26 protein-coding genes and 1 pseudogene are annotated in these 21,860 nt (G+C 53.9%); 20 read left to right on the top strand and 7 right to left on the bottom strand.

Annotated features, from left to right (window positions below; translation table 11 throughout):
• Nucleotides 1-113: 113 nt before the first annotated feature.
• The 9 genes from urtB to ACJY2G_RS16620 all read left to right on the top strand — a co-directional run bounded on the left by urtB (nucleotide 114) and on the right by ACJY2G_RS16620 (nucleotide 6,076).
• Nucleotides 114-1,682, top strand: coding sequence for an urea ABC transporter permease subunit UrtB (urtB, locus tag ACJY2G_RS16580; RefSeq protein ID WP_439291951.1), 1,569 nt, complete (start codon nucleotides 114-116; stop codon nucleotides 1,680-1,682).
• Entirely contained in the window at nucleotides 1,682-2,755 is a 1,074-nt protein-coding gene (gene urtC / locus ACJY2G_RS16585; protein ID WP_439291952.1) for an urea ABC transporter permease subunit UrtC, read from the top strand. The genes urtB and urtC overlap by 1 nt, the downstream gene beginning before the upstream one ends.
• Nucleotides 2,756-2,763: 8 nt before the next feature.
• Nucleotides 2,764-3,561, top strand: coding sequence for an urea ABC transporter ATP-binding protein UrtD (urtD, locus tag ACJY2G_RS16590; RefSeq protein WP_425272798.1), 798 nt, complete (start codon nucleotides 2,764-2,766; stop codon nucleotides 3,559-3,561).
• Nucleotides 3,562-3,572: 11 nt separating this feature from the next.
• Complete coding sequence (gene urtE, locus ACJY2G_RS16595; RefSeq protein WP_430320618.1) at nucleotides 3,573-4,271, top strand: urea ABC transporter ATP-binding subunit UrtE; 699 nt, start codon at nucleotides 3,573-3,575, stop codon at nucleotides 4,269-4,271.
• 78 nt (nucleotides 4,272-4,349) lie between these two features.
• Entirely contained in the window at nucleotides 4,350-4,610 is a 261-nt protein-coding gene (locus tag ACJY2G_RS16600) for a DUF4160 domain-containing protein (protein WP_157961031.1), read from the top strand.
• Nucleotides 4,588-5,004, top strand: coding sequence for a DUF2442 domain-containing protein (locus ACJY2G_RS16605; RefSeq protein ID WP_112291532.1), 417 nt, complete (start codon nucleotides 4,588-4,590; stop codon nucleotides 5,002-5,004). The genes ACJY2G_RS16600 and ACJY2G_RS16605 overlap by 23 nt, the downstream gene beginning before the upstream one ends.
• A complete protein-coding gene (locus tag ACJY2G_RS16610; RefSeq protein WP_430320619.1) occupies nucleotides 5,004-5,387 on the top strand; it encodes a hypothetical protein in 384 nt (127 codons plus the stop codon). The genes ACJY2G_RS16605 and ACJY2G_RS16610 overlap by 1 nt, the downstream gene beginning before the upstream one ends.
• An 88-nt stretch (nucleotides 5,388-5,475) precedes the next feature.
• A complete protein-coding gene (locus ACJY2G_RS16615; RefSeq protein WP_120163161.1) occupies nucleotides 5,476-5,736 on the top strand; it encodes a type II toxin-antitoxin system Phd/YefM family antitoxin in 261 nt (86 codons plus the stop codon).
• Nucleotide 5,737: 1 nt separating this feature from the next.
• The gene (locus ACJY2G_RS16620; protein ID WP_120163160.1) at nucleotides 5,738-6,076 is read left to right on the top strand and encodes a type II toxin-antitoxin system RelE/ParE family toxin; all 339 of its coding nucleotides are present in this window, start codon (nucleotides 5,738-5,740) and stop codon (nucleotides 6,074-6,076) included.
• A gap of 59 nt (nucleotides 6,077-6,135) precedes the next feature.
• On the opposite strand, the gene ACJY2G_RS16625 is transcribed toward ACJY2G_RS16620, so the two are convergent.
• Entirely contained in the window at nucleotides 6,136-6,384 is a 249-nt protein-coding gene (locus tag ACJY2G_RS16625) for a GlsB/YeaQ/YmgE family stress response membrane protein (RefSeq protein ID WP_013573417.1), read from the bottom strand.
• Between the two features lie 406 nt (nucleotides 6,385-6,790).
• On the opposite strand from ACJY2G_RS16625, the gene bhsA reads away from it, so the two are divergent.
• The 3 genes from bhsA to ACJY2G_RS16640 all read left to right on the top strand — a co-directional run bounded on the left by bhsA (nucleotide 6,791) and on the right by ACJY2G_RS16640 (nucleotide 8,304).
• A complete protein-coding gene (gene bhsA / locus ACJY2G_RS16630; RefSeq protein WP_112291538.1) occupies nucleotides 6,791-7,048 on the top strand; it encodes a multiple stress resistance protein BhsA in 258 nt (85 codons plus the stop codon).
• Nucleotides 7,049-7,204: 156 nt separating this feature from the next.
• Nucleotides 7,205-7,840, top strand: a complete 636-nt coding sequence (locus tag ACJY2G_RS16635) for a LysE family translocator (RefSeq protein ID WP_112291540.1) — start codon at nucleotides 7,205-7,207, stop codon at nucleotides 7,838-7,840.
• 17 nt (nucleotides 7,841-7,857) lie between these two features.
• Nucleotides 7,858-8,304: a GNAT family N-acetyltransferase gene (locus ACJY2G_RS16640; RefSeq protein WP_120163158.1), complete on the top strand. Its 447-nt coding sequence runs from the start codon at nucleotides 7,858-7,860 to the stop codon at nucleotides 8,302-8,304.
• Between the two features lie 40 nt (nucleotides 8,305-8,344).
• Here ACJY2G_RS16640 and yfcF read toward each other — a convergent pair whose 3' ends face one another.
• Nucleotides 8,345-8,977, bottom strand: a complete 633-nt coding sequence (gene yfcF / locus ACJY2G_RS16645) for a glutathione transferase (RefSeq protein ID WP_439291953.1) — start codon at nucleotides 8,975-8,977, stop codon at nucleotides 8,345-8,347.
• Between the two features lie 214 nt (nucleotides 8,978-9,191).
• The gene (locus ACJY2G_RS16650; protein ID WP_425272799.1) at nucleotides 9,192-11,186 is read right to left on the bottom strand and encodes a methyl-accepting chemotaxis protein; all 1,995 of its coding nucleotides are present in this window, start codon (nucleotides 11,184-11,186) and stop codon (nucleotides 9,192-9,194) included.
• Between the two features lie 255 nt (nucleotides 11,187-11,441).
• On the opposite strand from ACJY2G_RS16650, the gene ACJY2G_RS16655 reads away from it, so the two are divergent.
• Together ACJY2G_RS16655 and ACJY2G_RS16660 are read left to right on the top strand one after the other, a co-directional pair.
• Nucleotides 11,442-11,981, top strand: a complete 540-nt coding sequence (locus ACJY2G_RS16655; RefSeq protein WP_112291548.1) for a hypothetical protein — start codon at nucleotides 11,442-11,444, stop codon at nucleotides 11,979-11,981.
• Between the two features lie 11 nt (nucleotides 11,982-11,992).
• Nucleotides 11,993-12,478 carry a GNAT family N-acetyltransferase gene (locus ACJY2G_RS16660; RefSeq protein WP_430320620.1) on the top strand — a complete coding sequence of 162 codons (486 nt, stop codon included), beginning with the start codon at nucleotides 11,993-11,995 and terminating at the stop codon, nucleotides 12,476-12,478.
• On the opposite strand, the gene ACJY2G_RS16665 is transcribed toward ACJY2G_RS16660, so the two are convergent.
• Nucleotides 12,462-12,914: a GNAT family N-acetyltransferase gene (locus ACJY2G_RS16665; protein ID WP_113876879.1), complete on the bottom strand. Its 453-nt coding sequence runs from the start codon at nucleotides 12,912-12,914 to the stop codon at nucleotides 12,462-12,464. The two genes, ACJY2G_RS16660 and ACJY2G_RS16665, sit on opposite strands and share 17 nt — an antisense overlap.
• A gap of 29 nt (nucleotides 12,915-12,943) precedes the next feature.
• On the bottom strand, nucleotides 12,944-13,510 hold the full coding sequence (locus tag ACJY2G_RS16670) for a helix-turn-helix domain-containing protein (protein WP_112291554.1): 567 nt from the start codon (nucleotides 13,508-13,510) through the stop codon (nucleotides 12,944-12,946).
• Between the two features lie 137 nt (nucleotides 13,511-13,647).
• On the opposite strand from ACJY2G_RS16670, the gene ACJY2G_RS16675 reads away from it, so the two are divergent.
• The 5 genes and pseudogenes from ACJY2G_RS16675 to ACJY2G_RS16695 all read left to right on the top strand — a co-directional run bounded on the left by ACJY2G_RS16675 (nucleotide 13,648) and on the right by ACJY2G_RS16695 (nucleotide 18,347).
• On the top strand, nucleotides 13,648-14,850 hold the full coding sequence (locus ACJY2G_RS16675) for a benzoate/H(+) symporter BenE family transporter (protein ID WP_430320621.1): 1,203 nt from the start codon (nucleotides 13,648-13,650) through the stop codon (nucleotides 14,848-14,850).
• Between the two features lie 122 nt (nucleotides 14,851-14,972).
• Nucleotides 14,973-16,004 (top strand): L-idonate 5-dehydrogenase, encoded by a 1,032-nt coding sequence (gene idnD, locus ACJY2G_RS16680; protein ID WP_430320622.1) that lies wholly within the window; start codon nucleotides 14,973-14,975, stop codon nucleotides 16,002-16,004.
• 87 nt (nucleotides 16,005-16,091) lie between these two features.
• Nucleotides 16,092-16,688: a DJ-1/PfpI family protein gene (locus tag ACJY2G_RS16685; protein WP_112291557.1), complete on the top strand. Its 597-nt coding sequence runs from the start codon at nucleotides 16,092-16,094 to the stop codon at nucleotides 16,686-16,688.
• A 141-nt stretch (nucleotides 16,689-16,829) separates the two neighbouring features.
• Nucleotides 16,830-17,372 (top strand): annotated as a pseudogene (locus tag ACJY2G_RS16690) (isochorismatase family protein); the annotation flags it as partial.
• A gap of 48 nt (nucleotides 17,373-17,420) precedes the next feature.
• Nucleotides 17,421-18,347: a GlxA family transcriptional regulator gene (locus ACJY2G_RS16695; RefSeq protein ID WP_439291954.1), complete on the top strand. Its 927-nt coding sequence runs from the start codon at nucleotides 17,421-17,423 to the stop codon at nucleotides 18,345-18,347.
• Between the two features lie 187 nt (nucleotides 18,348-18,534).
• Here ACJY2G_RS16695 and ACJY2G_RS16700 read toward each other — a convergent pair whose 3' ends face one another.
• Nucleotides 18,535-19,077, bottom strand: a complete 543-nt coding sequence (locus ACJY2G_RS16700; RefSeq protein WP_430320624.1) for a hypothetical protein — start codon at nucleotides 19,075-19,077, stop codon at nucleotides 18,535-18,537.
• A 165-nt stretch (nucleotides 19,078-19,242) separates the two neighbouring features.
• Nucleotides 19,243-20,238, bottom strand: coding sequence for an acyltransferase (locus tag ACJY2G_RS16705; RefSeq protein WP_430320625.1), 996 nt, complete (start codon nucleotides 20,236-20,238; stop codon nucleotides 19,243-19,245).
• A gap of 237 nt (nucleotides 20,239-20,475) precedes the next feature.
• On the opposite strand from ACJY2G_RS16705, the gene ACJY2G_RS16710 reads away from it, so the two are divergent.
• The gene (locus ACJY2G_RS16710; protein ID WP_113876873.1) at nucleotides 20,476-21,714 is read left to right on the top strand and encodes an MFS transporter; all 1,239 of its coding nucleotides are present in this window, start codon (nucleotides 20,476-20,478) and stop codon (nucleotides 21,712-21,714) included.
• The last annotated feature ends 146 nt before the right edge of the window (nucleotides 21,715-21,860 follow it).

The following is a 21,860-nucleotide window of genomic DNA, read 5'->3' on the forward strand; positions in this document are numbered from 1 at the left end:
AGGGCTGGGGTGGGGTATTAATGGCGACTGTGTTGCTTGCAAAACCCCCTCCCCGCCTCCCCCTTCGCATGGGGAGGAGCAAACCAGCATCAACTTTATGCGGCGAGAACATTATGAGAATCCTCATCCGATCACTGCTTTTCCTGCTTTGTTGCCTTCCGTTGCTGGCAGAGGCAGGTGCGGCGAATGACTTTGCTGCCGCCAGCCGCAGCCAGCAGGCCACGTTATTACAGCAATGGGCGGCGGATCCGCAACCGGAAAGGCTGCCGCTGCTCGAGGCGCTGAAGCAGGAAAACGTCGTCATCGACGAAGCGAAACACGCATTCATCCAGAATGGCGATCGGCTGACGCCGCTGGAAGGCGACGTCAAACCGCAGGGTGACAGTAAAAAAGTCTGGCTGAACAACCGCCTGCGGATTTTGATTGCTAATGCGCTTTCCGCACACCGTCTGGTGAGCACCGACAGCGCCATCCGTTTGCAGGCAGCAAAAGCCTTACAGCGTGAAGCGCAGGCCGATCAGCTGCCGCTGCTGACGCATCGTCTTGAACTGGAAAAAGACAGCACGGTTCACGATGCCCTTTCCATTGCGCTGGCGAATTTACAGCTGGCCGACGCCAGTCCGCAGGTGCGCCTGAAAGCCGTTGAACTGCTCGGCACGTCGGGTGATCCGGATACACAAGGTCGTCTGCAAAGTCTGACGGATCCGAAAACTGAGGCCGATGCGACAGTGCGTGACGCCGCGCTTGCCAGCCTGAAAGCGGTACAACATCGCCTGATGATCGGCGATCTGCTCGGTCAGGCCTTTACCGGTTTATCGCTCGGCTCGATTTTGCTGCTGGCCGCGCTGGGGCTGGCAATCACTTACGGTTTGCTGGGCGTGATTAACATGGCGCACGGCGAAATGCTCATGCTCGGTTCCTATTCAACCTACATGGTGCAGTCGCTGTTTCAGCACTACGCGCCGGGGCTGCTGGCGCTGTATCCGCTGGTCGCGCTGCCGGTGGCCTTTTTCATTACCGCCGGGATCGGCATGGCGCTGGAGCGCACCGTCATCCGCCATTTATACGGTCGTCCGCTGGAAACCCTGCTGGCGACGTGGGGCATCAGCCTGATCCTGATCCAGGGCGTGCGCGTACTGTTTGGGGCGCAGAACGTTGAAGTGGCCAATCCAGGCTGGCTCTCCGGCGGCATTCAGCTGTTGCCGAATCTGGTGCTGCCGTACAACCGCATCGCGGTAATCATCTTCGTCATGCTGGTACTTGGGCTGACCTGGCTGCTGCTCAATAAAACGCGCCTTGGCATGAACGTGCGTGCCGTGACGCAAAACCGCGCCATGGCGGCCTGCTGCGGCGTGCCGACCGGACGCGTTGATATGCTGGCGTTCGGTCTCGGTTCAGGTATTGCAGGTCTGGGCGGCGTCGCACTGTCGCAGCTGAGTAACGTCGGCCCGGAACTCGGTCAGGGTTACATCATCGATTCCTTCTTAGTCGTGGTGCTCGGCGGTGTCGGGCAACTGGCAGGTACCGTGGTGGCAGCCTTTGGTCTGGGCATTGTGAACAAAATTCTTGAGCCGGAAATCGGCGCGGTACTGGGCAAAATCCTGATCCTCGCGCTGATTATCCTGTTTATTCAGAAACGTCCGCAGGGACTCTTCGCCTTCAAAGGCAGGGTGATTGACTGATGAGCCAGCCGCTGACGATTACCGGCGTACAAAAAGCGCCAAAGGTTGCGATTTCGGTGGGCACGCTGGTGCTCATCATCCTGATTGTGATGCCGTTTCTGGCGCTGCTGCCTGCCACGAATCCGGTGGCGATCTCCACCTATACGCTGACGCTGATCGGCAAGATCCTGTGTTATGCGATCGTCGCGATCGCGCTCGATCTGGTGTGGGGCTACGCCGGATTATTGTCCCTGGGTCACGGGCTGTTTTTCGCCCTCGGCGGTTACGCGATGGGCATGTATCTGATGCGACAGGCCGCAGGCAGCGGGCTGCCGGATTTTATGTCGTTCCTCTCATGGACCGAACTGCCGTGGTTCTGGGCGGGCACGCAGCATTTTGCCTGGGCGCTGTGCCTGATCGTGCTGGTGCCGGGCGCGCTGGCATTTGTGTTCGGCTATTTCGCCTTCCGCTCAAAAATCAAAGGCGTCTATTTCTCGATCATGACGCAGGCGCTGACCTACGCCGGGATGTTGCTGTTTTTCCGCAATGAAACCGGCTTCGGCGGCAATAACGGTTTCACCGGTTTCACCACCCTGCTCGGCTTTCCGGTCACCGCCACCGGCACCCGTGTGGGATTATTTTTAGCCACGGTTCTGGTGCTGGTCGCAAGTCTGGCACTCGGCTTTGCGCTGGCACGCAGTAAATATGGCCGCGTGCTGACGGCGGTACGCGACGCTGAAAACCGGCTGATTTTCTGCGGCTACGACCCGAAAGGTTTCAAGCTTTTCGTCTGGACGATTTCCGCCATGCTGTGCGGCCTGGCGGGTGCGTTGTACGTTCCGCAGGTCGGCATCATCAACCCGAGCGAAATGTCGCCGACCAACTCCATCGAAGCCGCCATCTGGGTGGCACTCGGCGGGCGCGGCACGCTGATCGGCCCGATTATCGGCGCAGGCATCGTCAACGGCGCGAAAAGCTGGTTCACGGTCGCCATTCCCGAATACTGGCAATTTGTGCTCGGCGGCATGTTTATTCTGGTGACGCTGTTCCTGCCGCAAGGCGTGATTGGCCTGCTGCGTAAAAGGAAATCCTGATGAGCCCGATGACCATGACAGAAGATCTGTTTACCCAGCCGCAACTGGCCGACCGGCATCGCCGGCAGACCGACCCGATTTTGCAGCTGGAAAACATTAACGTCAGCTTTGACGGATTTAAGGCGCTGACCAATTTGTCGCTGAACATCGGCGTAGGCGAATTACGTTGCGTGATCGGCCCGAACGGCGCGGGGAAAACCACGCTGATGGACGTGATCACTGGCAAAACCAAACCGCAAAGCGGCCGCGTTTTTTACGATCAGCGCACCGATCTGACCAAACTGGATCCGGTGCGCATTGCGCAGTCCGGCATTGGCCGTAAATTCCAGAAGCCGACGGTGTTTGAAGCGCTGACGGTGTTCGAAAATCTGGAGATCGCGCAGAAAACCAATAAGTCGGTATGGGCCTGTCTGCGCGCCAAAATGAACAGCGAACAGCGCGACCGCATCGATGACATGCTCGGCACGCTGCGTCTGGCGGCGGAACGTCATCGCCCGGCGGGCTTGCTTTCACACGGTCAGAAACAGTTTCTGGAAATCGGCATGTTACTGGTACAGGAGCCGCATTTATTACTGCTCGATGAACCGGCAGCAGGCATGACCGATGCCGAAACCGAGTATACCGCCGAGCTGTTCAAACAACTGGCGGGCAAGCATTCGCTGATGGTGGTCGAGCACGACATGGGCTTTGTGGAAACCATCGCCGACCACGTGACGGTGCTGCATCAGGGGCAGGTTCTGGCCGAAGGTTCGCTGCGCGATGTGCAGGCCAACGAGCAGGTTATCGACGTGTATTTAGGGCGCTGAGGAATCGCATTATGTTGCAGGTAAATGAACTAAATCAGTTTTACGGCGGCAGCCACATTTTGCGCGGCTTGTCTTTTGAGGCAAAAATCGGTGAAGTGACCTGCCTGCTCGGTCGAAATGGCGTCGGCAAAACCACGTTGCTGAAATGCCTGATGGGGCTGATCCCGGCGAAGTCCGGCACCATCAGCTGGCAGAGTCAGATGATCAATTCCCGCAAACCGCACCAGCGCGTGCAGGCGGGCATTGCCTATGTCCCGCAGGGACGTGAAATTTTTCCGCGTCTGACTGTCGAAGAAAATCTGCTGATGGGCTTATCGCGTTTTTCCGGAAGCGATGCAAAACAGGTGCCGGATGAAATCTACCATCTGTTCCCGATCCTGCTGGAAATGAAGCATCGCCGCGGCGGGGATTTGTCCGGCGGCCAGCAGCAACAGCTGGCGATCGGCCGCGCACTGGCCTGCAAACCGAATCTCCTGATCCTCGATGAACCGACCGAAGGCATTCAGCCCTCGGTGATTAAGGAAATCGGCGCCGTGATCAAACAACTCGCCGCCCGGGGGGACATGGCGATCTTGCTGGTCGAACAATTCTACGATTTCGCCGCCGAACTGGCCGACAGCTATCTGGTGATGTCCCGCGGCAGCATTATAAAACGCGGGCGCGGAGAAGAAATGGAAGCGGAAGGCGTACGGGGGCTGGTGGCGATTTAGTCCCTGATAAAGTAACGCTCGCTAATTCATCCCTTCAGGTCTACCATAAACCTAACTGCTAGGTTTATGGATAAACTCATGCCCACAATTCTCCGCTTTTCAGGATGGTTGATTATGGTTTACAGCCATGATCACCTGCCGCGCCACGTTCATTTACGGCGCGGCGACCAAAGAATCAAAATGGCTTTTGACAGGGTTTCACTTAACTACGACACAATGGAAATTTATGGTGTCGCCACGTTCGCGGAGATCAAAGCTTTGTTTCGTTACTTAGAAGCAAATATCGTCACGCTCAATGCTGAATGGGAGAAGATCCATGGCACCAATGACACGATTTGATGCGGCGTTAAAACGCGGGGAGCAAACGGCTAATGACCCTTCCCGCCCTGTTTCGGTCGAATACCGTCCTGAACAACATGCCTTTATGATCATGCACGGCAACGGCGTCGGGTATCTTATTAACATTGATTTGATTGAAGAACTTCAGCACGCAACACAGGAACAACTGAACACCGCAGAAGTCGATGGTTTCAGCAAAGCACTGCGTATTCCGGCCTGTGATGTGGATATTTACCTGCCGGGATTACTTGCAAAAATTCTCTTTGATGCCAGTGACTTACAGAAAATTGTTGCCTCAATTAACGGTGCCATGCGCAGCGCGGTTAAAGCCAGTGCCAGCCGGGAAAATGGTAAAAAAGGCGGACGTCCGCGTAAAAGTACAGAGTTAAGTTAATGACAAAAATCAAAAGTCAGGAAGCTCTGGTGCGTCAGCGCAAGCGCTGGATAATGCTGGCGGTACTGTTGGCGGTGATCGCCGCAGGCCATCAGTGGTGGAAACAAGGGAAACTCGTCTCCGAGCAGTGGAGCCCCAACAAACAATATGTGGTGCGAGAGTATAAAACTTTCGAATTTATTCCGCGCATGACCCTGCCGGGCGACGGCGGGCATTATTCCGGCTATATGCGTGTCTACAGCCGCGACGGCAAACAGTTTTACGAAGAGTATTCCGACCTGCTCGACTTTATCGAAGGGCCGTTCTGGGCGAAGGAAGGCGTTTACTGGATGGGAAATGATAATCAGGACATCGTACGGTTGCCGACGTCGCCGGTGGAGTAAAATCCTTTTGAGTAAACCTTAGGCAATCTGAGACTATCAGGCGTACAATTCTTCGAACGAATCGCACGAACCATTCGAAGGAAGTAGCATGAAATCATTAAGCGCTAATGAAGTAAAAACTCAATTTGGCGATGTTCTTTTGAGAGTTCAGCGGGAACCCGTTCAGATCAATCGTAACGGCAAACCCGTCGCAGTAATGCTCTCTATCGAAGATTATCAGATGCTTGAAGAAGTGAAGATGCGGCTTCTTAAAGAAAAAGTGTCGCGTGCTGAAGCGGATATTGCCCGCGGAGACGTCATGGATGGCGAAACCTTTTTCGCTCAGCTGATGAGTGGAAAACGAGACTAAAATGAGTCGCTATCAGATTGCCAGGGAGGCACAGGAGGATTTATTTGATATTCAGCGCTATTCCCAAAAACATTGGGGAAAAGCCCAGTCCGATAAATATCTCTCTGAATTATTTGTCCTTTTTTCTATGCTGGCAACTCATCCTGAGATGGGAAGGCCGGTGTCGTTTCGCGAAGATCTTTTCCGTTTTCCACATCAACACCACATGGCGTACTTTTTAACGACACCTGAGGCGATAATCTTTATCGCTATCATGCATCAAAGCCGTTCTCCTGCTGATGTTCTTTCCATGAGATTGCATGAGCCTGAAGCCAGCTATCTGGCTATCTTTCAGGATTAACAGACACAAAAAAGCCGCGACATGCGCGGCTTTTCACATCTCAACCTAAGGTCGAAAGCTTAGCTTCTGACTTTACGGTAGATAAACAGTACGACGATCGCACCAATCACGGCGACAACGAAGCTGCCGAAGTTGAATCCGTCTACGCGACCAAAACCGAAGAAAGTACTGATATAACCACCCACAACGGCACCGACAACACCCAGGACTACGGTCAGAATAAATCCGCCGCCATCTTTGCCAGGCATGATCCATTTCGCCAGAATACCTGCAATCAGACCAAAGATAATCCAGGATAAAATTCCCATTTTCGACTCCTCCGAATAAATTTCCGTTACCGTGAATATTGTTCAACCAAGTTAGCCAAACAAAAGCAGAACGTTTCGCGCTCTGCGAGCAGAACATGTGTTTTACACGAACGCCCCTCTTCTTGAACTGCAATCAAAGTCTAGCACCGATTCTACAAAACCGCCCAAAATCAGCAGGAAGGGAGAGAAACGCAGAGAAATCTAAGGCAATTTCAGGCTGTGTCAGCACGAATGTGGTTTCGTCAGCTACCCGCATTCGCACGTAAAACTGCGTAAAAAGTAGACCAAATATTTTGAATGAGATACTCAAATCAATCCGTTTTTCATCGTCAGCCATCCGGCCTATTATGCATCCATCGAAAGGCAACCACCTTTCACTCTCATAAACCTGAATGGATTAAACATCATGAAAAACGTCAAAATTTTTGCTGTAGCTGCTACCCTTTCTCTGATTTCTTTCGGCAGCTTCGCAGCTCAACAGATTACCCAGCCATCCGGCGACATGCAGAAAATCGGCGTAATTTCTGCCGCTAACTCAACGACCCTTAGCGGTCTGGAAGCGAAATTATCTCAGCAGGCTAAAGACGCTGGCGCATCTTCTTACCGCATCATCTCTGTGACCGGTAACAACAAACTGCACGCTGACGCTGAAATTTATAAATAATCTCCCGCGTAAAACTCTCTGAAAAGCCTGTGGAAGCCCGACTTCCACAGGCTTTTTTATTTGCCAGTATTTTTATGCCGAATTTCATTTAAATTCGCGATTGCAACGCTCCCATCCTGTTCACTATTCTGGTTTTTTCGCTCATCAGGAAAAGCCATGACCGTTACCGAATCTCTCCTTTCTTATGCACTTGCTGCCGGAATTTTAACGCTGACACCGGGCCTTGATACCGCATTGGTTCTGCGCACGGCGGCCAGTCAGGGCAGCAAAAAAGCCTTATTGTCAGCATTTGGCATCAGTACCGGCTGTCTTATCTGGGGCGCAATGGTGGCGCTCGGCTTAGGCGCGGTTCTTGCGGCGTCGGAAATGGCATTTACACTGCTTAAGTGGACCGGCGCAGCTTATCTGGCCTGGCTCGGTTTGCAGATGCTGCTCAAACCGCGAAGCGAAATGAACATGGCCGCGCCGGAGGGCAGCGGGAAAGTGTTACGCATCGGCAATTCTCCGTTCATAAGGGGATTATTTGGCAATGTGCTGAACCCGAAAGTCGGCGTGTTTTATGTTTCTTTCCTGCCGCAGTTTGTCGCCACAGGCTATCCGGTCGGGCCGTATATTTTTGGACTCGCCGCTATGCACGCCGTGATCGGCACACTATGGTCCATCACCATGATTTCCGCCACGCGCCCGTTATCGCGCTGGTTGCGCCGCCCCGCAGTGGTCAGAACGCTTGATCGCTTAACCGGCACCGTTTTTCTCGCCTTTGCAGTACGACTCGCTATGACTAAACGCTAACTAAAAGGAATCCTGTCATGAAGACCCGTCTTACCCATGCTCCGACAGAACATGATATTGAGGAGATCAAAACAGCTCTGCGCACTTTCAACCGGAATTTTGTTCCTCAGTCGAAATTTCGCGAGTTAGGTATTTTTGTGGAAGACGAGAACGGCAGCAAACAGGCCGGGATTGTGGCGGAAACGGTCGGTAAATGGATGTATATCCAAATGTTGTGGGTCGATGAGTCGTTACGCGGAAAAGATGTCGGAACGCAACTGATTGCCGAGGCGGAAGCAGAAGCTAAAACGCGGGGATGTCGCTATTCGCTGGTGGATACCTTTAGTTTTCAGGCCCGGCCATTCTATGAGCGAATGGGTTACGAGATGCAGATGGCGCTGGAAGATTATATCCGCGATACCCGCACGCCTGAGGATGCGCCGTCTACCCATACCCGGTATTTCCTGACCAAGACATTAGGCTGAATCGGGGAAGCGCGGCTGATAGGGCCGCGCAATTTTTCGGTTATTTAGCCGACAGCGCCAGCCATTCCAGAACCGCAGGACGTTGCCACTGCGCTTGTGCGTACGCCGCCAGTTTCTCCGGCATCGCATCGCCATTTAAACGCAGACGGTTCAGCATCAGCGCCAGATCCACATCCGCAATACTCCATTCACCAAACAGATGTTCTTTGTCGCCCAGCAAACGTTCAGCGGCGGCAAACAACTTTTCCGCAGCCTGCTGCGCTTTAGCAGAAAGCGGCGGACATTTTGCCCCGGCAAACACCACTTCCGTTGAGCGCTCCTCACGGATGGGCATCAGGTCACTGCGCAGCCACGCCTGCACTTCACGCGCTTTGGCACGGTTTTCCGGATCGGCCGGATAGATAGCCGTAAACGTCGGCGCAGGGAAAAGCTCTTCAACGTACTCATCAATCGCCGAAGATTCGGATAACACAAACGTGCCGTTGGTCAGCGTCGGAACGCGACGGGTCAAGGACAGCGCCGAATACGTTTCTTTCAGGTTCTCCGCATCATCCAGGCTGACCGTTTCCAGTTCAAACGGAATGCCCTTTTCAGTCAGCGCCACAAAAGCAGACATTACGTAAGGACTGAAAAAATTAGCATCGGAATACAAAATCAGCGAAGACTGGCTCATGGAAATCTCCTGAAAAAAATAAAGCAAAAGGAAGAAAAACATAGCGCAGAAAGTGGGGTATGTCGTTAAAAAAACCGATATTTCAGTTCTCCTGTCCGGTGTAAAACCCCCTCCCAGCCTCCCCCTTCGCAGGGGGAGGAGCAAAAACGCGATCTGCTCCCTCCCCTGCGAAGGGGAGGGTTGGGGTGGGGTATTAATGGCATCTGCGTCGCTATTATTTCAGCCGGAACACCTGAACAATTTCATTCAGGCGACGCGCCTGATCTTCCAGAGAAGCCGAAGCGGCTGAGGCTTCCTGAACCAGCGCGGAGTTCTGTTGCGTGACGCCATCCATTTCATGAACTGCCTGTGTTACCTGACTGATGCCACGTGATTGCTCGTCAGACGCCGAGACGATGTCGCTCATGATATCGCGCACATCCGTAACGGCTTTCATGATTTCTTTCATCGTTTCGCCGGCATTTTTCACCAGCCCGACACCGTGATCCACACGACTTGTCGATTCCTCAATCAGGGCGGAAATCTCTTTCACCGCATCGGCGCTGCGCTGCGCCAGACTGCGCACTTCCGAGGCCACTACCGCAAATCCGCGCCCCTGTTCACCTGCACGCGCGGCTTCTACCGCGGCGTTGAGCGCCAGAATGTTAGTCTGGAACGCAATGCCATTAATCACTGACGTGATTTCAGAAATACGCCGCGAACTGTCGTCAATTTCCCCCATAATGCCGACAACATCCGTCATGATGCTGTCACCTTTACCGGCGATTTTCGTGGCATTGGCGGTCAGTTCTGTCGCCACGTGGGCGTTATCAGCATTTTGTTTTACGGTCGCCGTCAGCTGTTCCATGCTGGCCGCCGTTTCTTCCAGCGCTGCCGCCTGTTGTTCCGTTCGCGAGGCCAGATCGATATTGCCCGCCGCAATCTGCGACGCGCCGCTGCCGACGGCATGACTGGTGGAAATGATGTCATTCACCACATGGCGTAACTGCGATTGCATGGTTTGCAGCGCAAAGAAGATGCTCGATTGATCGTTTTTCTGCGTCACAATCGGATGTGTCAGATCACCATCCGCTACCGTCAGTGCAATCTTTGCCGCATCGGAAGGTTCGCCGCCCACAGGGCGTAACACTTTGCGGGTAAAGATAACGCTCAGCACCGCGAAGACCACGATGATGCTGAGTACCATCAGCGCCAGCGCGTAATAAAGCTGACGGGTGCTTTCTTTCATCACCGCGTTTACAGGCGCCACGATACCCAGCATCCACGGCGTGCCCGTATTACCAATCTGAATCGGCACAAATTCGGAAAACGCCTTTTCTCCCAGCACCGGATCCTGCTGTTCGCGACTGGTCATCTGTCCGGTCTGAATGCTTTTCAGCAATGACGGGTCATTTTCCAGCTTATGCGTGATCTGGTCTTTTTTCGGCGAAGAAATGTAATTACCTGACTGCGAAAACAGCATCGCATAGCCGGTGCCCTGATAAGGTTTGATGCTATTGACCAGCGTCTGCAGGGTTTGCAGGGAGAAGTCCGCCGTGACAGAACCGAGGAATTTGCCATCCACCATAATCGGCACGGCAATTGACGTCAGCAAGGTATCCACGCCGTTATACGGATAACTGTAAGGCTCGAGGATCACCTCTTTTTGCAGCTTGCGCGGCAGCAGATAATAATCACCGCTGCCCGGCGTTTCGTAATCCGTGAGGTTATGCAAAACGACGTTGCCGCTGGTATCCCGGTCCACATAACGGACGTAGCGGCCATCCGGATCCTGCCCTTCCTTGGCGGCGAGGTCTTCATCTTTGCCATCAAAAGCATCCGGCTCCCAGGCCAGCGACATAGAGAGAAAATCCGGGTGACTTTTCAGGGCATTTTGCAAAAGGGTATCGGCCAGTTTGCGGTCAGCATGTCCGGCTTCACGCAGGCTTATCATGCTCTGACCCAGGTCGCGGGCGGCTTGTAATGCGGTATCGAGTTTCTGACGGGCCAGATAGCCGTCGGTGCTGGCGGTTTGTTGCAGATAACGGCGGGCAATCTCACGCTGCTGATTAGCCGACTGCCAGCTGAGCAATCCGACCGTAATGATGTAACCCAGACTGATAGTGATCAGCCCGACAATCAGCATCAGCGTACGGGTACGCATCGCCTTCTTAGGGGCATTTTTCTTTGTTGCAGCCTCAACTCTGGCCGCCGGTGAAAGCGCCTGCATCTGACTCATAAAATTACCCCGGAACAGAAAAACGTACTGTGAAAACTCACGATGAAATAACGCGGATGATCTGTCCCTGATGCTGGCCCGGCAGAAGCGGGAATTCCGTTATCGTCTGAATTATCGGCAACAGGCGGAGATGCTTTAGCCAAAACGGTAAAAAACCGGCCGGCAAAGATAAACGTTCGCATCCTGCTCACGTCTCCCTATACTGCTGTTATGTCGGCTGATTCAGCACCTTTCCAGGAAACTCCTATGAAGTCATGGCTCTTACCTCTTTTGTTGCTTGCGCCACTGTGTTCGCAGGCGGCTTCCACGCCGAAAGAAATCAAAGCGCGATTCAGCCAGTTTAAGGTCGGGGATAAAACCATTTGCCTCGATGACGTGACGTATGCCAACAACAGCAAAATGAAAGTCATTGAAAACGGCTTTGTCGTGTCTAAGCGGAAAAATGTGCTTATTTATCAGAGCAATACGCTGTTTTTGCTGGGAAATGACATCACGGTGAACATCAAGGCGATTATTGAAAGCCGCGCAGGGAAAAACGCCTTCAACAACCAGTTCAAACAGGCCATGATTCAGGTTGAGGGGCTGGACGATCCGGCGCGAGCCAATGAGAAAGCGAAAATCATTCAGTCATTCCAGGATGTGATTTCGGACAAGCATAATGAAACGCCTTACAGCTCCGTGGCGCTGACCGACAAGGGCTACATCATCACGCAGGCCGAAAGCCACTCAACGACCATCAGCGAATGCTACGTAACGCCTTATAAGAAGCCGGAAAATAACAAATAAATCAGAGGGAAATGATGACTATTTTAGCGCCGATGAGTGCCGCGTTTTACCCGGATTTCGCCGAACAGCTGGCAATAGATTATGCCGAAGAGAACGTAACCGCCGGTCTGTGGCAGGCGGATACCGCGCTGGAACGGGCGCGCAGTTCTACGCAAAGCGCACTGCCGCAAGGTATTGATACGCCGGATCAGTATCTTTTCGAGATTAAAACCGAAGAGAACGGCGAAACCGCAGGCTATTTATGGTTTTCTAACGTCGAACGTTATGGCGTACGCAGCGCGTTCGTGTACGAGCTGACGGTGTTTCCGCAATTCCGCCGTCAGGGTCATGCGGCGGCAGCGTTCAGATTGATGGAAGAACGCCTGCAGGAACAGGGCTGTGCGGCAATCGAACTGAATGTCTTTGCCAGCAATCCCGGTGCGCAGGCGCTGTACGCCAGCCTGGGTTACGTCACGACGAAAATGAATATGCGTAAACCGCTTAGCGCTGATATTTAATAAATTCGGTCAGCGTACCAATACGGTCATACAATTTGCGGGCCGTATGGTTACTGGTTTTCGTCGTCCAGTAGACGTTAGCTTTGTCGTGCTGGTCGGCGTAAGCGTAAACCGCTTCAATCAGTTTCTGCCCGATCCCCAGTTTGCGTGCGCTGTCATCGACGTATAAATCCTGCAAATAGACCACCTGCTGCATGTGCCAGCCATGATCGTGATTGATACAATTCACCAGCCCGACCAGTTTTCCCTCGTATTCCGCCACATAGCCAAACATGCTGGCGTAGTCAGGCTGAGATAAACGCGTGAAAGTGTAATCAAACTGCGCCGGATCCAGACCTGACTGGTAAAAATCCAGATATGCACGCCACAGGGTTTCCCAACCTTCACGGTCAGCGGGCGTTAACGGACGGATCACAACATCTTGCGGCTGGCTCATGGGGTCATTCTCCTCAGGAAATGAAAACGTTACGGGCGCGAATGCGGATAATGTATCAGGTCGTGGAAACGCACGGAATGGCCGCTTTCGTTGCGGTAAGCATGCGGGCAATCGGCGGCAAAACGCAGCGCCTCTCCGGCACTCAATACGCGCGTTACGCCATCAACGGTCAGCGTCAGTTCACCTTCAGTCACAATCACATGCTCGATTACGCCAGCTTCATGAGGCGTGGATTCACTGCACCCGCCCGGTTCGAGATCGATAACAAACATGTCCATGCGCAACGTGGTGTCGTAGGGAAATAACGGCACGACGCGCATTCCTGAGGTTTGACTGTTGAAGGTGGTCAGCAAGCCGTGGCGATGCAACGCGGCTGACTGCTCAGGCGGCGTTTCAAGAAATTCCGAAAACGATACATTCAGGCCGCTGGCGATTTTCCACAATGTCGCCACCGTCGGGCTGGATTCGCCACGCTCAATTTGCCCGAGCATCGCCTTACTGACACCGGTTTTTTCTGCCGCCTGAGTGAGACTCCAGCCGCGTTCGCTGCGAACGGCCTTAAGCTGGCGGCCAATATGGCGGGTGATTTCCTGCATGGTATCTCCTCTGCGACGATGATCGTTCATCGCCATTGTGCGTTATAACGCACAGTGATATCTTGAGCGCATCCGATGTGCGCTATAACGCACAACAGCATACCGCCAGCGTCCGCTAACCAGAAGGATTTTCACCCATGGCCTCGCGTTTTAGTTTGCAGGATTTAACTTTTTCGGCGGTAATTGCCGGATTTGTCGCGGTTTTAGTCGGTTATACCAGCTCGGCGGCGATTATCTTTCAGGCAGCGGAAGCGGCGGGCGCCAGCGTGGCGCAAATCGGTGGCTGGCTGAGTATGCTCGGCCTGGGAATGGGCGTCACCAGTATTGGTCTGTCGCTGTATTACCGCACGCCGGTCGTCACCGCCTGGTCTACGCCCGGCGCAGCGCTGCTGGTCACCAGCCTGCCCGGCACCTCGCTGAATGAGGCGATTGGCGTATTTATTTTTGCCACCGGACTTATCCTGCTGTGCGGCGTGACCGGCCTGTTTGCCCGGCTGATGCATTACATTCCGCAGGCACTTTCTGCCGCCATGCTCGGCGGCATTCTGCTGCGCTTTGGGCTGAACGCGTTTACCTCGCTGCAAAGTAATTTCGCCCTCGCGGGCAGCATGTGTCTGGTGTATCTGCTGGCAAAACGTGCCCTGCCGCGCTATGCGGTGGTGCTCGCGCTGACTGCCGGGCTGATCGTCGCCGGATTGCAGGGGGATATTTCGCTGCACGGCCAGACGCTGACCTTCGCGACGCCGGAGTTTGTCATGCCGCATTTCACGCTTTCCTCGATTATCGGCATCGGTATTCCGTTCTTTGTCGTGACGATGGCTTCACAAAACGCACCGGGGATCGCCACCCTGAAAGCGCACGGCTATCACCTGCCCGTTTCTCCATTGATTACCTGGACGGCGCTGACGGCATTGGTTTTAGCACCGTTCGGCGGTTTTACCGTCTGTATCGCCGCCATTACCGCCGCAATTTGTATGGGCGAGGATATTCATCCTGATCCGAAAAAACGTTATATGGCGGCGGTGGCGGCAGGCATTTTCTATCTGATCGCGGGCGTGTTTGGCGGGTCCATCGGTATGGTCTTTACCGCGCTGCCGGAAGCGCTGATCCACACCATCGCCGGGCTGGCGTTGCTCGGCACCATTGCGGGCAGCCTGTACCGCGCACTGGAAAACGAAAAGCAGCGCGATGCGGCCATCATCACCTTTCTGATCACCGCGTCCGGCGTCACGCTGCTGGGTGTCGGTTCGGCATTCTGGGGGCTGGCGGGCGGCGTAATTACGCATCTGATCCTGAGTATTCCGGCGCGAAACCGTGATAAATCAGCCGGGAAAGGTTGAGTCCGTTCAAGTTCTGGGTAACAGGTTTTCGTAACACGGCGCAAAGTGACGACGATCACATTTTCTGACCGGCAAACCCTTTTTACTGGGCGCAATCAGGCCCTTTAAAGAGCGAGAATTCCATGACTATAGCCACACAATCCTGCGTCGTGACCGGGAAAAAAGACGTTTCGGTCATCGACCAGACTATCGACTATACCGGCCAGGGCACGCTGGTAAAAATTACCCGCGGCGGGATCTGCGGTTCCGATCTGCATTACTACGAACACGGCGCGGTGGGCGATTTCAAAGTGCGCGAGGCAATGGTGCTCGGTCACGAAGTGGTTGGTGTGGTGGAAAAATCGGATAACCCAGATTTGCAGCCCGGCCAGAAAGTGGCGCTCAATCCGAGTAAGCCGTGCAAGGCCTGTAAATATTGCCTGTCCGGCGATGAAAACCAGTGTACCACCATGAAATTCTTCGGCAGCGCGATGTATTTCCCGCACATCAACGGCGCGTTCACGCAGTACAAAATCGTCGACAGCGCCCAGTGCATTCCTTACGACAATCAGGTCAGCGACCGCCTGATGGTGTTCGCCGAACCGCTGGCTGTCGCCATTCACGCCGTGAATCAGGCGGGTGATATTCATGGCAAAACCGTGTTTGTGTCCGGCGTCGGCCCGATTGGCTGCTTAATCGTGCTGGCAGCGAAAGCCAAAGGCGCAGCGCAAATCGTGGTGACTGACCCGAGTGAACGCTGCCGGACGCTGGCACTGGCTGTGGGCGCAAGCAAAGCGCTGGATGCCGTACAGGGCGATTTCAGCGAATATCAGGCAGAGAAAGGTTTCTTCGATGTGACCTTTGACGCCTCAGGCCATCCTTCATCCATCCGCCGCTGTCTGGAAGTGACCCGCGCACGTGGCACGCTGGTGCAGGTCGGCATGGGACCGGTAGTGAATGAATTCCCGCTGATGATGCTGATTGCCAAAGAAATTAACTGGGTCGGCAGCTTCCGCTTCACTGAAGAATTCAACACGGCAGTGGAATGGCTGGCGAATAAAACCGTTGATCCGATGCCGTTGCTGTCGGCGGAATTCCCGCATGAAAGCCTGGTGGAAGCGCTGGACTACGCGATGGATAAATCCAAAGCGTCGAAAGTGCAGCTGGTTTTCTAGTTCAGTCTGCAACGACACTCACAATATTAAAACATCGTTTCATTTTATGATGTCCTCTGATTTTTATCCTCAGAGGACATTTGCATTATGGTAAAGGACAACGCGAAAAAGCAGGTCGCACTGCTGCTGGCCGACGGATTCGAAGAAGGCGAAGCTGTGATTGTGCTCGATATTCTCGAGCGGCTGGAGATTCAGGTCACCACGCTGGCGTGCCAGAAAAGCCTGACACTGCGCACCTATCACGGCATTCAGATGCAGGCCAACGAATTGCTGTCTGCGCAGGGCGACCGTTTATTCGACGCCGTCGTCATGCCCGGCGGGCCGGAAGGCTCAGTGGCGCTGGCAGCCAGCAAAGAGGTCGTGGAATTTGTCCGCCGTCACGATGAGGCCGGTAAACTGATTTGCCCGCTGTGCTCCGCTGCCGCCCGCGTGCTGGGCGGAAACGGCCTGCTGAAAGGCCGCCGTTACGTGTGTTCCGGCGATTTATACAAAGACGTGAAAGACGGCGTTTACGTCAATCAGTCCTTTGTGGAAGACGGCAACCTGCTGAGCGGTAAAGGATTAGGGCTGGCGTTCGATTTTGCTTTCCAGCTGGCGTACCGCCTGACCGGCGACGCTGAAACCACCAATTTCCAGGCCGATCATATCGATTATCACCACTGGCGCGCCGACCAGAAGCTTTGATCAACATGCTGTGATTAAAACGCTGACAGTGGCGGATAACGAAGATCGTCCGCCGCTGTCAGTATTATGTCCGTTTTTGGCATTCTCCCTTCTCTCTTTCAGGCGCACACTGACTTCACACTCATCAGATGGAGTCCGAAAATGACACACAGCGCCCTGCTAAACATCGACGTCCAGCGTTCATTCGAACACAAAGATTTCTGGCAGCAGAATGATTTACCGGCTTTCAGCGCAGCATTAACCCGCCTGATCGACGGCTGTCAGACCCGTAATGTACCGGTCATCGACGTGTTTCATGTTAATCCCGACGGCGTGTTCTCGCTGGATTCCGGCCTGGTGGCACCGATGTCTTTTCTGAGTCATCAGCCGCAACATGTGGTGCATAAGCACGTCCACAATTCCCTGACCGAGTCCGGCCTCGACGGCTGGCTGCGCGAAAACGGCATCACGCATCTGATCATCGCCGGAATGCGTACCGAACAGTGCTGCGAAACGACGGCACGCGTGGCCTCCGATCTGGGCTACACAGTGACTTTTGTCACCGAAGCGACACTGACCTTCCCGATGACCCACGCCAGCGGCATCACGCTGAGCGCGCAGGACATCAAATTGCGTACCGAGCTGGTTCTCGCCGACCGCTTTGCCGCCATTTCCGACGTGACCGGTGCGCTGGCGGAACTCGACCGCGCTGTGTGAAGATAGCGTTTTCCCCCTGCGGACGGATAAAGCACTATGCAGCGAAATGTCTACTTTGTGACGCTCCCCGGCGTGATGTCTTTGGATCTGACCGGTCCGGCAGAAGCGCTGCGCCTTGCCGGGCAATTCCACCTGCAATACATCGGACCGCAGGCGGAAGTTGTGATGTCTACCGGCCTGACGGTCAGCCATTTGCAACCGCTGCCAGAAAGTCTGCCCGCGGGCAGTATTTTGATCATGCCGGGCGTGGCGGAATCCACCGAAAACTTCGCCTCGCCGGTCGCGCAAATAGCCTGCGACTGGCTGCATCAGCAGAAAGGCGCCATTGAGGCGGGGGATTTAACGCTGGTGTGTATCTGTTCCGGCAGCCTGCTGGCCGGGAAAGCCGGGCTGCTTGACGGCTATCAGTGCACCACGCATCACGACGTGATCGGGCGTTTACGCCAGCAGGTACCCGCCGCACAGGTGAAGGATAACCGGATATTTGTCGAAGACCGCTCAGTGCTGACCAGCGCGGGTATCAGCGCCGGTATCGATCTGGCGCTGCATCTGATCGCCACCCATCTGGGGCCGCAGGCCGCGCTGGATGTCGCCCGCGAAATGGTGGTGTATTTCCGCCGTGGCGGCGATGACCCGCAACTTTCTCCATGGCTGCGTTATCGCAATCACCTGCATCCCGCCGTACACCGCGCGCAAAACCTGATGGCCGCCGAACCCGAATCTGCCTGGCAGGTTGAGGACGTCGCCGCAAAGGCACACATCAGCAGCCGTCACCTCACCCGTTTGTTCCGCCAGCATCTGGGGATCAGCGTGCGCGACTACCACGAGCAACTGCGCATCGCCATCGCCCAACAACGCCTGCAACAAGGCGCAGGCATTGAAAAAGCCGCCCTCGCCGCCGGATTCTCGTCCGCAAGACAGTTCAGACGGGCGCAGGAAAGATGGGAGTCTGTACAAGGCTGATTGCAAGTTGAGCAATAAGTGAGTAAAATTTTACTCACTGACGGTTTGTGGGACTGAATAGCTGGCCTAAACAGTACGTCGGTGTCTGCCTGTAAAGGCCGCTGGCCGTGCCGCGATAAGATGAGAATCCAAAGACCTCCGCCTGAAACTGTAAAAAACAAAAAAGCGACCCTGGGTCGCTTTTTTGCTATCTGCGCTTTGTCGGCAGTTTCAGTCCTTTCATTCTCGCATCAAAAATATACCAAAAACTGAATCGCCCGTTTACGCCAACCGGACCAGCCCATTTTTCTCTTGGGTAACCCGTCATCACTTTTAATCGTATATCGCTCGCCGGATGGTTGTTTTTTGTTATTTCGAAAAACAAACAATAATCTACACCCATATAATGTTCTTCGAGATAATAAAAAGTTTCCTGATGCTTATGGGGCGCTCTTGCCAATATCGCATTTTCGTTAATCAACTTATTAACAAGGTCGGGTAAGCGACATGAATAAGTATAACGCTCCCGGCAGAAATATCGCCGGTGATTACCAGGACTGTGCGGATAAAACCATAATTCCGACGTGGCCTGATGCGCCGTAAAACAATGATCAGTGTAAACAATAAAAATCCGCAACTGACGGGCAGGGAAATCATGACTGGCGGGCCTCACGGCGATAATTGTCGATGCACGCAGATGCTCCAGCGTATAAATTTCACCGTTTATTTCAAATGGCAGCCAGCATGTCATAATGTTTTGCCTGAATAAATGAAAAGAAAGAGTATCCAGAATAAAATGACAAAGATAATGAAAAATACTTATCGTACTACAACGGTTTAATAGAAATATATTAGGAGTGAATTAATAATATAATGCACTACTATTCATAAAAAATATAAATAGACAACTCTGTTTTTAACTCACCCAATTCCGCCGGTCAATTTTCCCCAGTCCCATCGCCAGTAATAAACCACCACCAAGCCCGCAGGCGAACAGATACGCGATATTCAGCAGCGGATATTGCGGGAAATCGAGATGCTGGCTGCGCATGGCAATGATGATCAGCGCATGAAAGCCGTAAATGGCCAGCGAATGGCGGGAGATCAGCGCAAATCCAGGCAGGATGCGTTGCGCCAGCGCGTTTTTGAAAACCACAAACAGCGACATCGCGGAGATAAACACCAGCGGACCGCTGTAGACGTAAAAGGTGTCGGCGAAATTCTGGTTAATCTGCATCTGCCGGTAAGTGCCCGTGGCAATCGCCAGTGTGCTGAGAATAAACATGACACTGGCCGCCAGTGTGACCGGCGTTTTTCCGGTATTAAGCTGGCTGATGGCGCGCCCCATCAGGGCATACAATACGTAATAGAAGGTGTCGCCGCTGATATACAAATCCAGCGGCAGAAGATGGATTTTCTGCCACGTCACGACCGGCAGCTGGGGATTTGCCAGCACACCGAGCAACATTCCGGCGATCAGCAAATATTTTCCGGACACGGCCTTAACGTTAATCAGCGGGGAAAGCAGGTAGATCACGATAATCGCATAGAAAAACCAAAGGTGATAAAACACCGGCTTTTCCAGAATGAGACGCAAAGACGGCCAAAATCCGATTTTTGTCATCGTGAGGATATAGATCAGCGAGACGGCGCTGTAAAAAAGCAGGCATAAAGTGACGCGCAGGAAATGCCTTTTTTGCGCACTCTTCTCACCAAAAAACAGCGCACCGGAAATCATAAAGAACAGCGGCACACAAACACGCGAGGCGGAATTAAGCAGATTGGCGACGTTCCATTCAGCGGAATGCACTGCAGCGAAATTGACCACCAGTGACGTGCTGGCGTGGATCATCACCACCATCATGCAGGCGAGCGCGCGCAAATTATCTATCCAGCTAATTTTTTGGCTCATTAACTGCAATTTCCTTCTTTTCGATGTTCGCTTTGCAGCCTAGCGAGCTTTTGCGCGGCTAACAAGGCAAAAGCACCGATCTCAGATTGTGCTGAAGATGAATCAGATGATTGCGTTGCGCTCAAATAATCGGCAAAATAGCCAGCATTACTGCCTCGCTTGCGAAACCCGCCCGGACAGTCTCTTTTTTTCTGCTAATTTTCAACCGATTAGCCTTACGTCTGTGAAATAACTAAAATGCATAATTCTCCAAATACTGCGTCCCTTCTGGGTCGGCAGGCGCTTTTGTTCCCTCTGTGTCTGGTGCTTTTCGAGTTCGCGACCTATATCGGCAACGATATGATCCAACCTGGCATGCTGGCCGTCGTGGCTAATTTTAATGCCGGGGAAGAATGGGTGCCGACATCCATGACCGCTTATCTCGCTGGCGGCATGTTCCTGCAATGGCTGCTCGGGCCACTGTCAGATCGCCGCGGCCGTCGTCCGGTGATGCTGACCGGCGTGACCTTTTTCATCATCACCTGCCTGGCGATTCTGTTCGTGCAAAACATCGAACAGTTTATGGTGATGCGTTTCCTGCAAGGCATCAGCCTGTGCTTTATCGGCGCCGTCGGGTATGCCGCGATACAGGAATCGTTTGAAGAATCGGTGTGTATCAAAATCACTGCCATGATGGCGAACGTCGCCCTGATTGCGCCGCTGCTCGGTCCGCTGGCCGGTGCGGCGCTGATCCACGTTGCGCCGTGGCAGTCGATGTTTGTGATTTTTGCCGTGCTCGCCGCCATCGCGCTGTGGGGATTGTGGAAATCTATGCCGGAAACAGCCTCGCGTCTTGGCGAACCGTTCTCCATGCCCAGCCTGCTTCGTGATTACAAACATGTGCTGAAAAACCGTCAGTTCGTGTGTGGTGCGCTGGCGATCGGTTTTGCCAGCCTGCCGCTGCTGACGTGGATTGCACAGTCGCCGGTGATTTTAATCAGTGGCGAAGGTTTAGCCGCTTACGATTACGGCCTGTTGCAGGTGCCGATTTTCGGCGCGCTGATTATCGGTAACGTGACGCTGGCGCGTCTGACCGGCAAACGCACCGTCGAATACCTGATTAAACTGGGCGCGGGCCCGATGGTGGTCGGTCTGCTGATCGCCGCAGCGGCAACGATGTTTTCCGCGCATGCTTACCTGTGGATGACCGCCGGTCTGAGCCTGTACGCGTTCGGTATTGGTGTGGCGAATGCCGGTTTGTACCGCCTGACGCTGTTCTCCAGCGACATGAGCAAAGGCACGGTTTCTGCCGCGATGGGCGTCATCAGCATGATGATTTTCACGGTCGGGATCGAGCTGGCAAAAGTGGCATACGTCGAAGGCGGTGCGGGGATGTTTAACATGTTCAACCTGTTAAGCGGCCTCGCCTGGCTGGCGCTGGTGGTGGTGTTTCTGCGCAGCCGCCAGGTCGTGTTGCCGCCGAACAGCGTAGTGTGATTTCGATCTGAGTCGCCTGCAAAACCCCCTCCCCGCCTCCCCCTTCGCAGGGGGAGGAGTAAAACGCCGACCTGCTCCCTCCCCTGCGAAGGGGGAGGAGTAAAAACGCCGACCTGCTCCCTCCCCTGCGAAGGGGAGGGCTGGGG

The sequence above is a fragment of the Rahnella sp. ATs2 genome, assembly GCF_051851855.1.
Classification (GTDB): Bacteria; Pseudomonadota; Gammaproteobacteria; order Enterobacterales; family Enterobacteriaceae; genus Rahnella; species Rahnella variigena.

What these genes read in the sequence shown, in the direction of transcription:
- ACJY2G_RS16655 (WP_112291548.1), top strand. Translation starts at nt 11,442, where the DNA reads ATGAAGTCATGGCTCTTACCTCTTTTGTTGCTTGCGCCACTGTGTTCG.
- ACJY2G_RS16610 (WP_430320619.1), top strand. Translation starts at nt 5,004, where the DNA reads ATGACAAAAATCAAAAGTCAGGAAGCTCTGGTGCGTCAGCGCAAGCGC.
- urtE (WP_430320618.1), top strand. Translation starts at nt 3,573, where the DNA reads ATGTTGCAGGTAAATGAACTAAATCAGTTTTACGGCGGCAGCCACATT.
- ACJY2G_RS16710 (WP_113876873.1), top strand. Translation starts at nt 20,476, where the DNA reads ATGCATAATTCTCCAAATACTGCGTCCCTTCTGGGTCGGCAGGCGCTT.
- ACJY2G_RS16625 (WP_013573417.1), bottom strand. Translation starts at nt 6,384, where the DNA reads ATGGGAATTTTATCCTGGATTATCTTTGGTCTGATTGCAGGTATTCTG.
- urtC (WP_439291952.1), top strand. Translation starts at nt 1,682, where the DNA reads ATGAGCCAGCCGCTGACGATTACCGGCGTACAAAAAGCGCCAAAGGTT.
- bhsA (WP_112291538.1), top strand. Translation starts at nt 6,791, where the DNA reads ATGAAAAACGTCAAAATTTTTGCTGTAGCTGCTACCCTTTCTCTGATT.
- ACJY2G_RS16640 (WP_120163158.1), top strand. Translation starts at nt 7,858, where the DNA reads ATGAAGACCCGTCTTACCCATGCTCCGACAGAACATGATATTGAGGAG.
- ACJY2G_RS16620 (WP_120163160.1), top strand. Translation starts at nt 5,738, where the DNA reads ATGAGTCGCTATCAGATTGCCAGGGAGGCACAGGAGGATTTATTTGAT.
- ACJY2G_RS16615 (WP_120163161.1), top strand. Translation starts at nt 5,476, where the DNA reads ATGAAATCATTAAGCGCTAATGAAGTAAAAACTCAATTTGGCGATGTT.
- ACJY2G_RS16665 (WP_113876879.1), bottom strand. Translation starts at nt 12,914, where the DNA reads ATGAGCCAGCCGCAAGATGTTGTGATCCGTCCGTTAACGCCCGCTGAC.
- urtD (WP_425272798.1), top strand. Translation starts at nt 2,764, where the DNA reads ATGACCATGACAGAAGATCTGTTTACCCAGCCGCAACTGGCCGACCGG.
- ACJY2G_RS16670 (WP_112291554.1), bottom strand. Translation starts at nt 13,510, where the DNA reads ATGCAGGAAATCACCCGCCATATTGGCCGCCAGCTTAAGGCCGTTCGC.
- yfcF (WP_439291953.1), bottom strand. Translation starts at nt 8,977, where the DNA reads ATGAGCCAGTCTTCGCTGATTTTGTATTCCGATGCTAATTTTTTCAGT.
- idnD (WP_430320622.1), top strand. Translation starts at nt 14,973, where the DNA reads ATGACTATAGCCACACAATCCTGCGTCGTGACCGGGAAAAAAGACGTT.
- ACJY2G_RS16605 (WP_112291532.1), top strand. Translation starts at nt 4,588, where the DNA reads ATGGCACCAATGACACGATTTGATGCGGCGTTAAAACGCGGGGAGCAA.
- ACJY2G_RS16600 (WP_157961031.1), top strand. Translation starts at nt 4,350, where the DNA reads ATGCCCACAATTCTCCGCTTTTCAGGATGGTTGATTATGGTTTACAGC.
- ACJY2G_RS16695 (WP_439291954.1), top strand. Translation starts at nt 17,421, where the DNA reads ATGCAGCGAAATGTCTACTTTGTGACGCTCCCCGGCGTGATGTCTTTG.
- ACJY2G_RS16700 (WP_430320624.1), bottom strand. Translation starts at nt 19,077, where the DNA reads ATGACATGCTGGCTGCCATTTGAAATAAACGGTGAAATTTATACGCTG.
- ACJY2G_RS16705 (WP_430320625.1), bottom strand. Translation starts at nt 20,238, where the DNA reads ATGAGCCAAAAAATTAGCTGGATAGATAATTTGCGCGCGCTCGCCTGC.
- ACJY2G_RS16635 (WP_112291540.1), top strand. Translation starts at nt 7,205, where the DNA reads ATGACCGTTACCGAATCTCTCCTTTCTTATGCACTTGCTGCCGGAATT.
- ACJY2G_RS16660 (WP_430320620.1), top strand. Translation starts at nt 11,993, where the DNA reads ATGATGACTATTTTAGCGCCGATGAGTGCCGCGTTTTACCCGGATTTC.
- ACJY2G_RS16675 (WP_430320621.1), top strand. Translation starts at nt 13,648, where the DNA reads ATGGCCTCGCGTTTTAGTTTGCAGGATTTAACTTTTTCGGCGGTAATT.
- ACJY2G_RS16650 (WP_425272799.1), bottom strand. Translation starts at nt 11,186, where the DNA reads ATGCAGGCGCTTTCACCGGCGGCCAGAGTTGAGGCTGCAACAAAGAAA.
- urtB (WP_439291951.1), top strand. Translation starts at nt 114, where the DNA reads ATGAGAATCCTCATCCGATCACTGCTTTTCCTGCTTTGTTGCCTTCCG.
- ACJY2G_RS16685 (WP_112291557.1), top strand. Translation starts at nt 16,092, where the DNA reads ATGGTAAAGGACAACGCGAAAAAGCAGGTCGCACTGCTGCTGGCCGAC.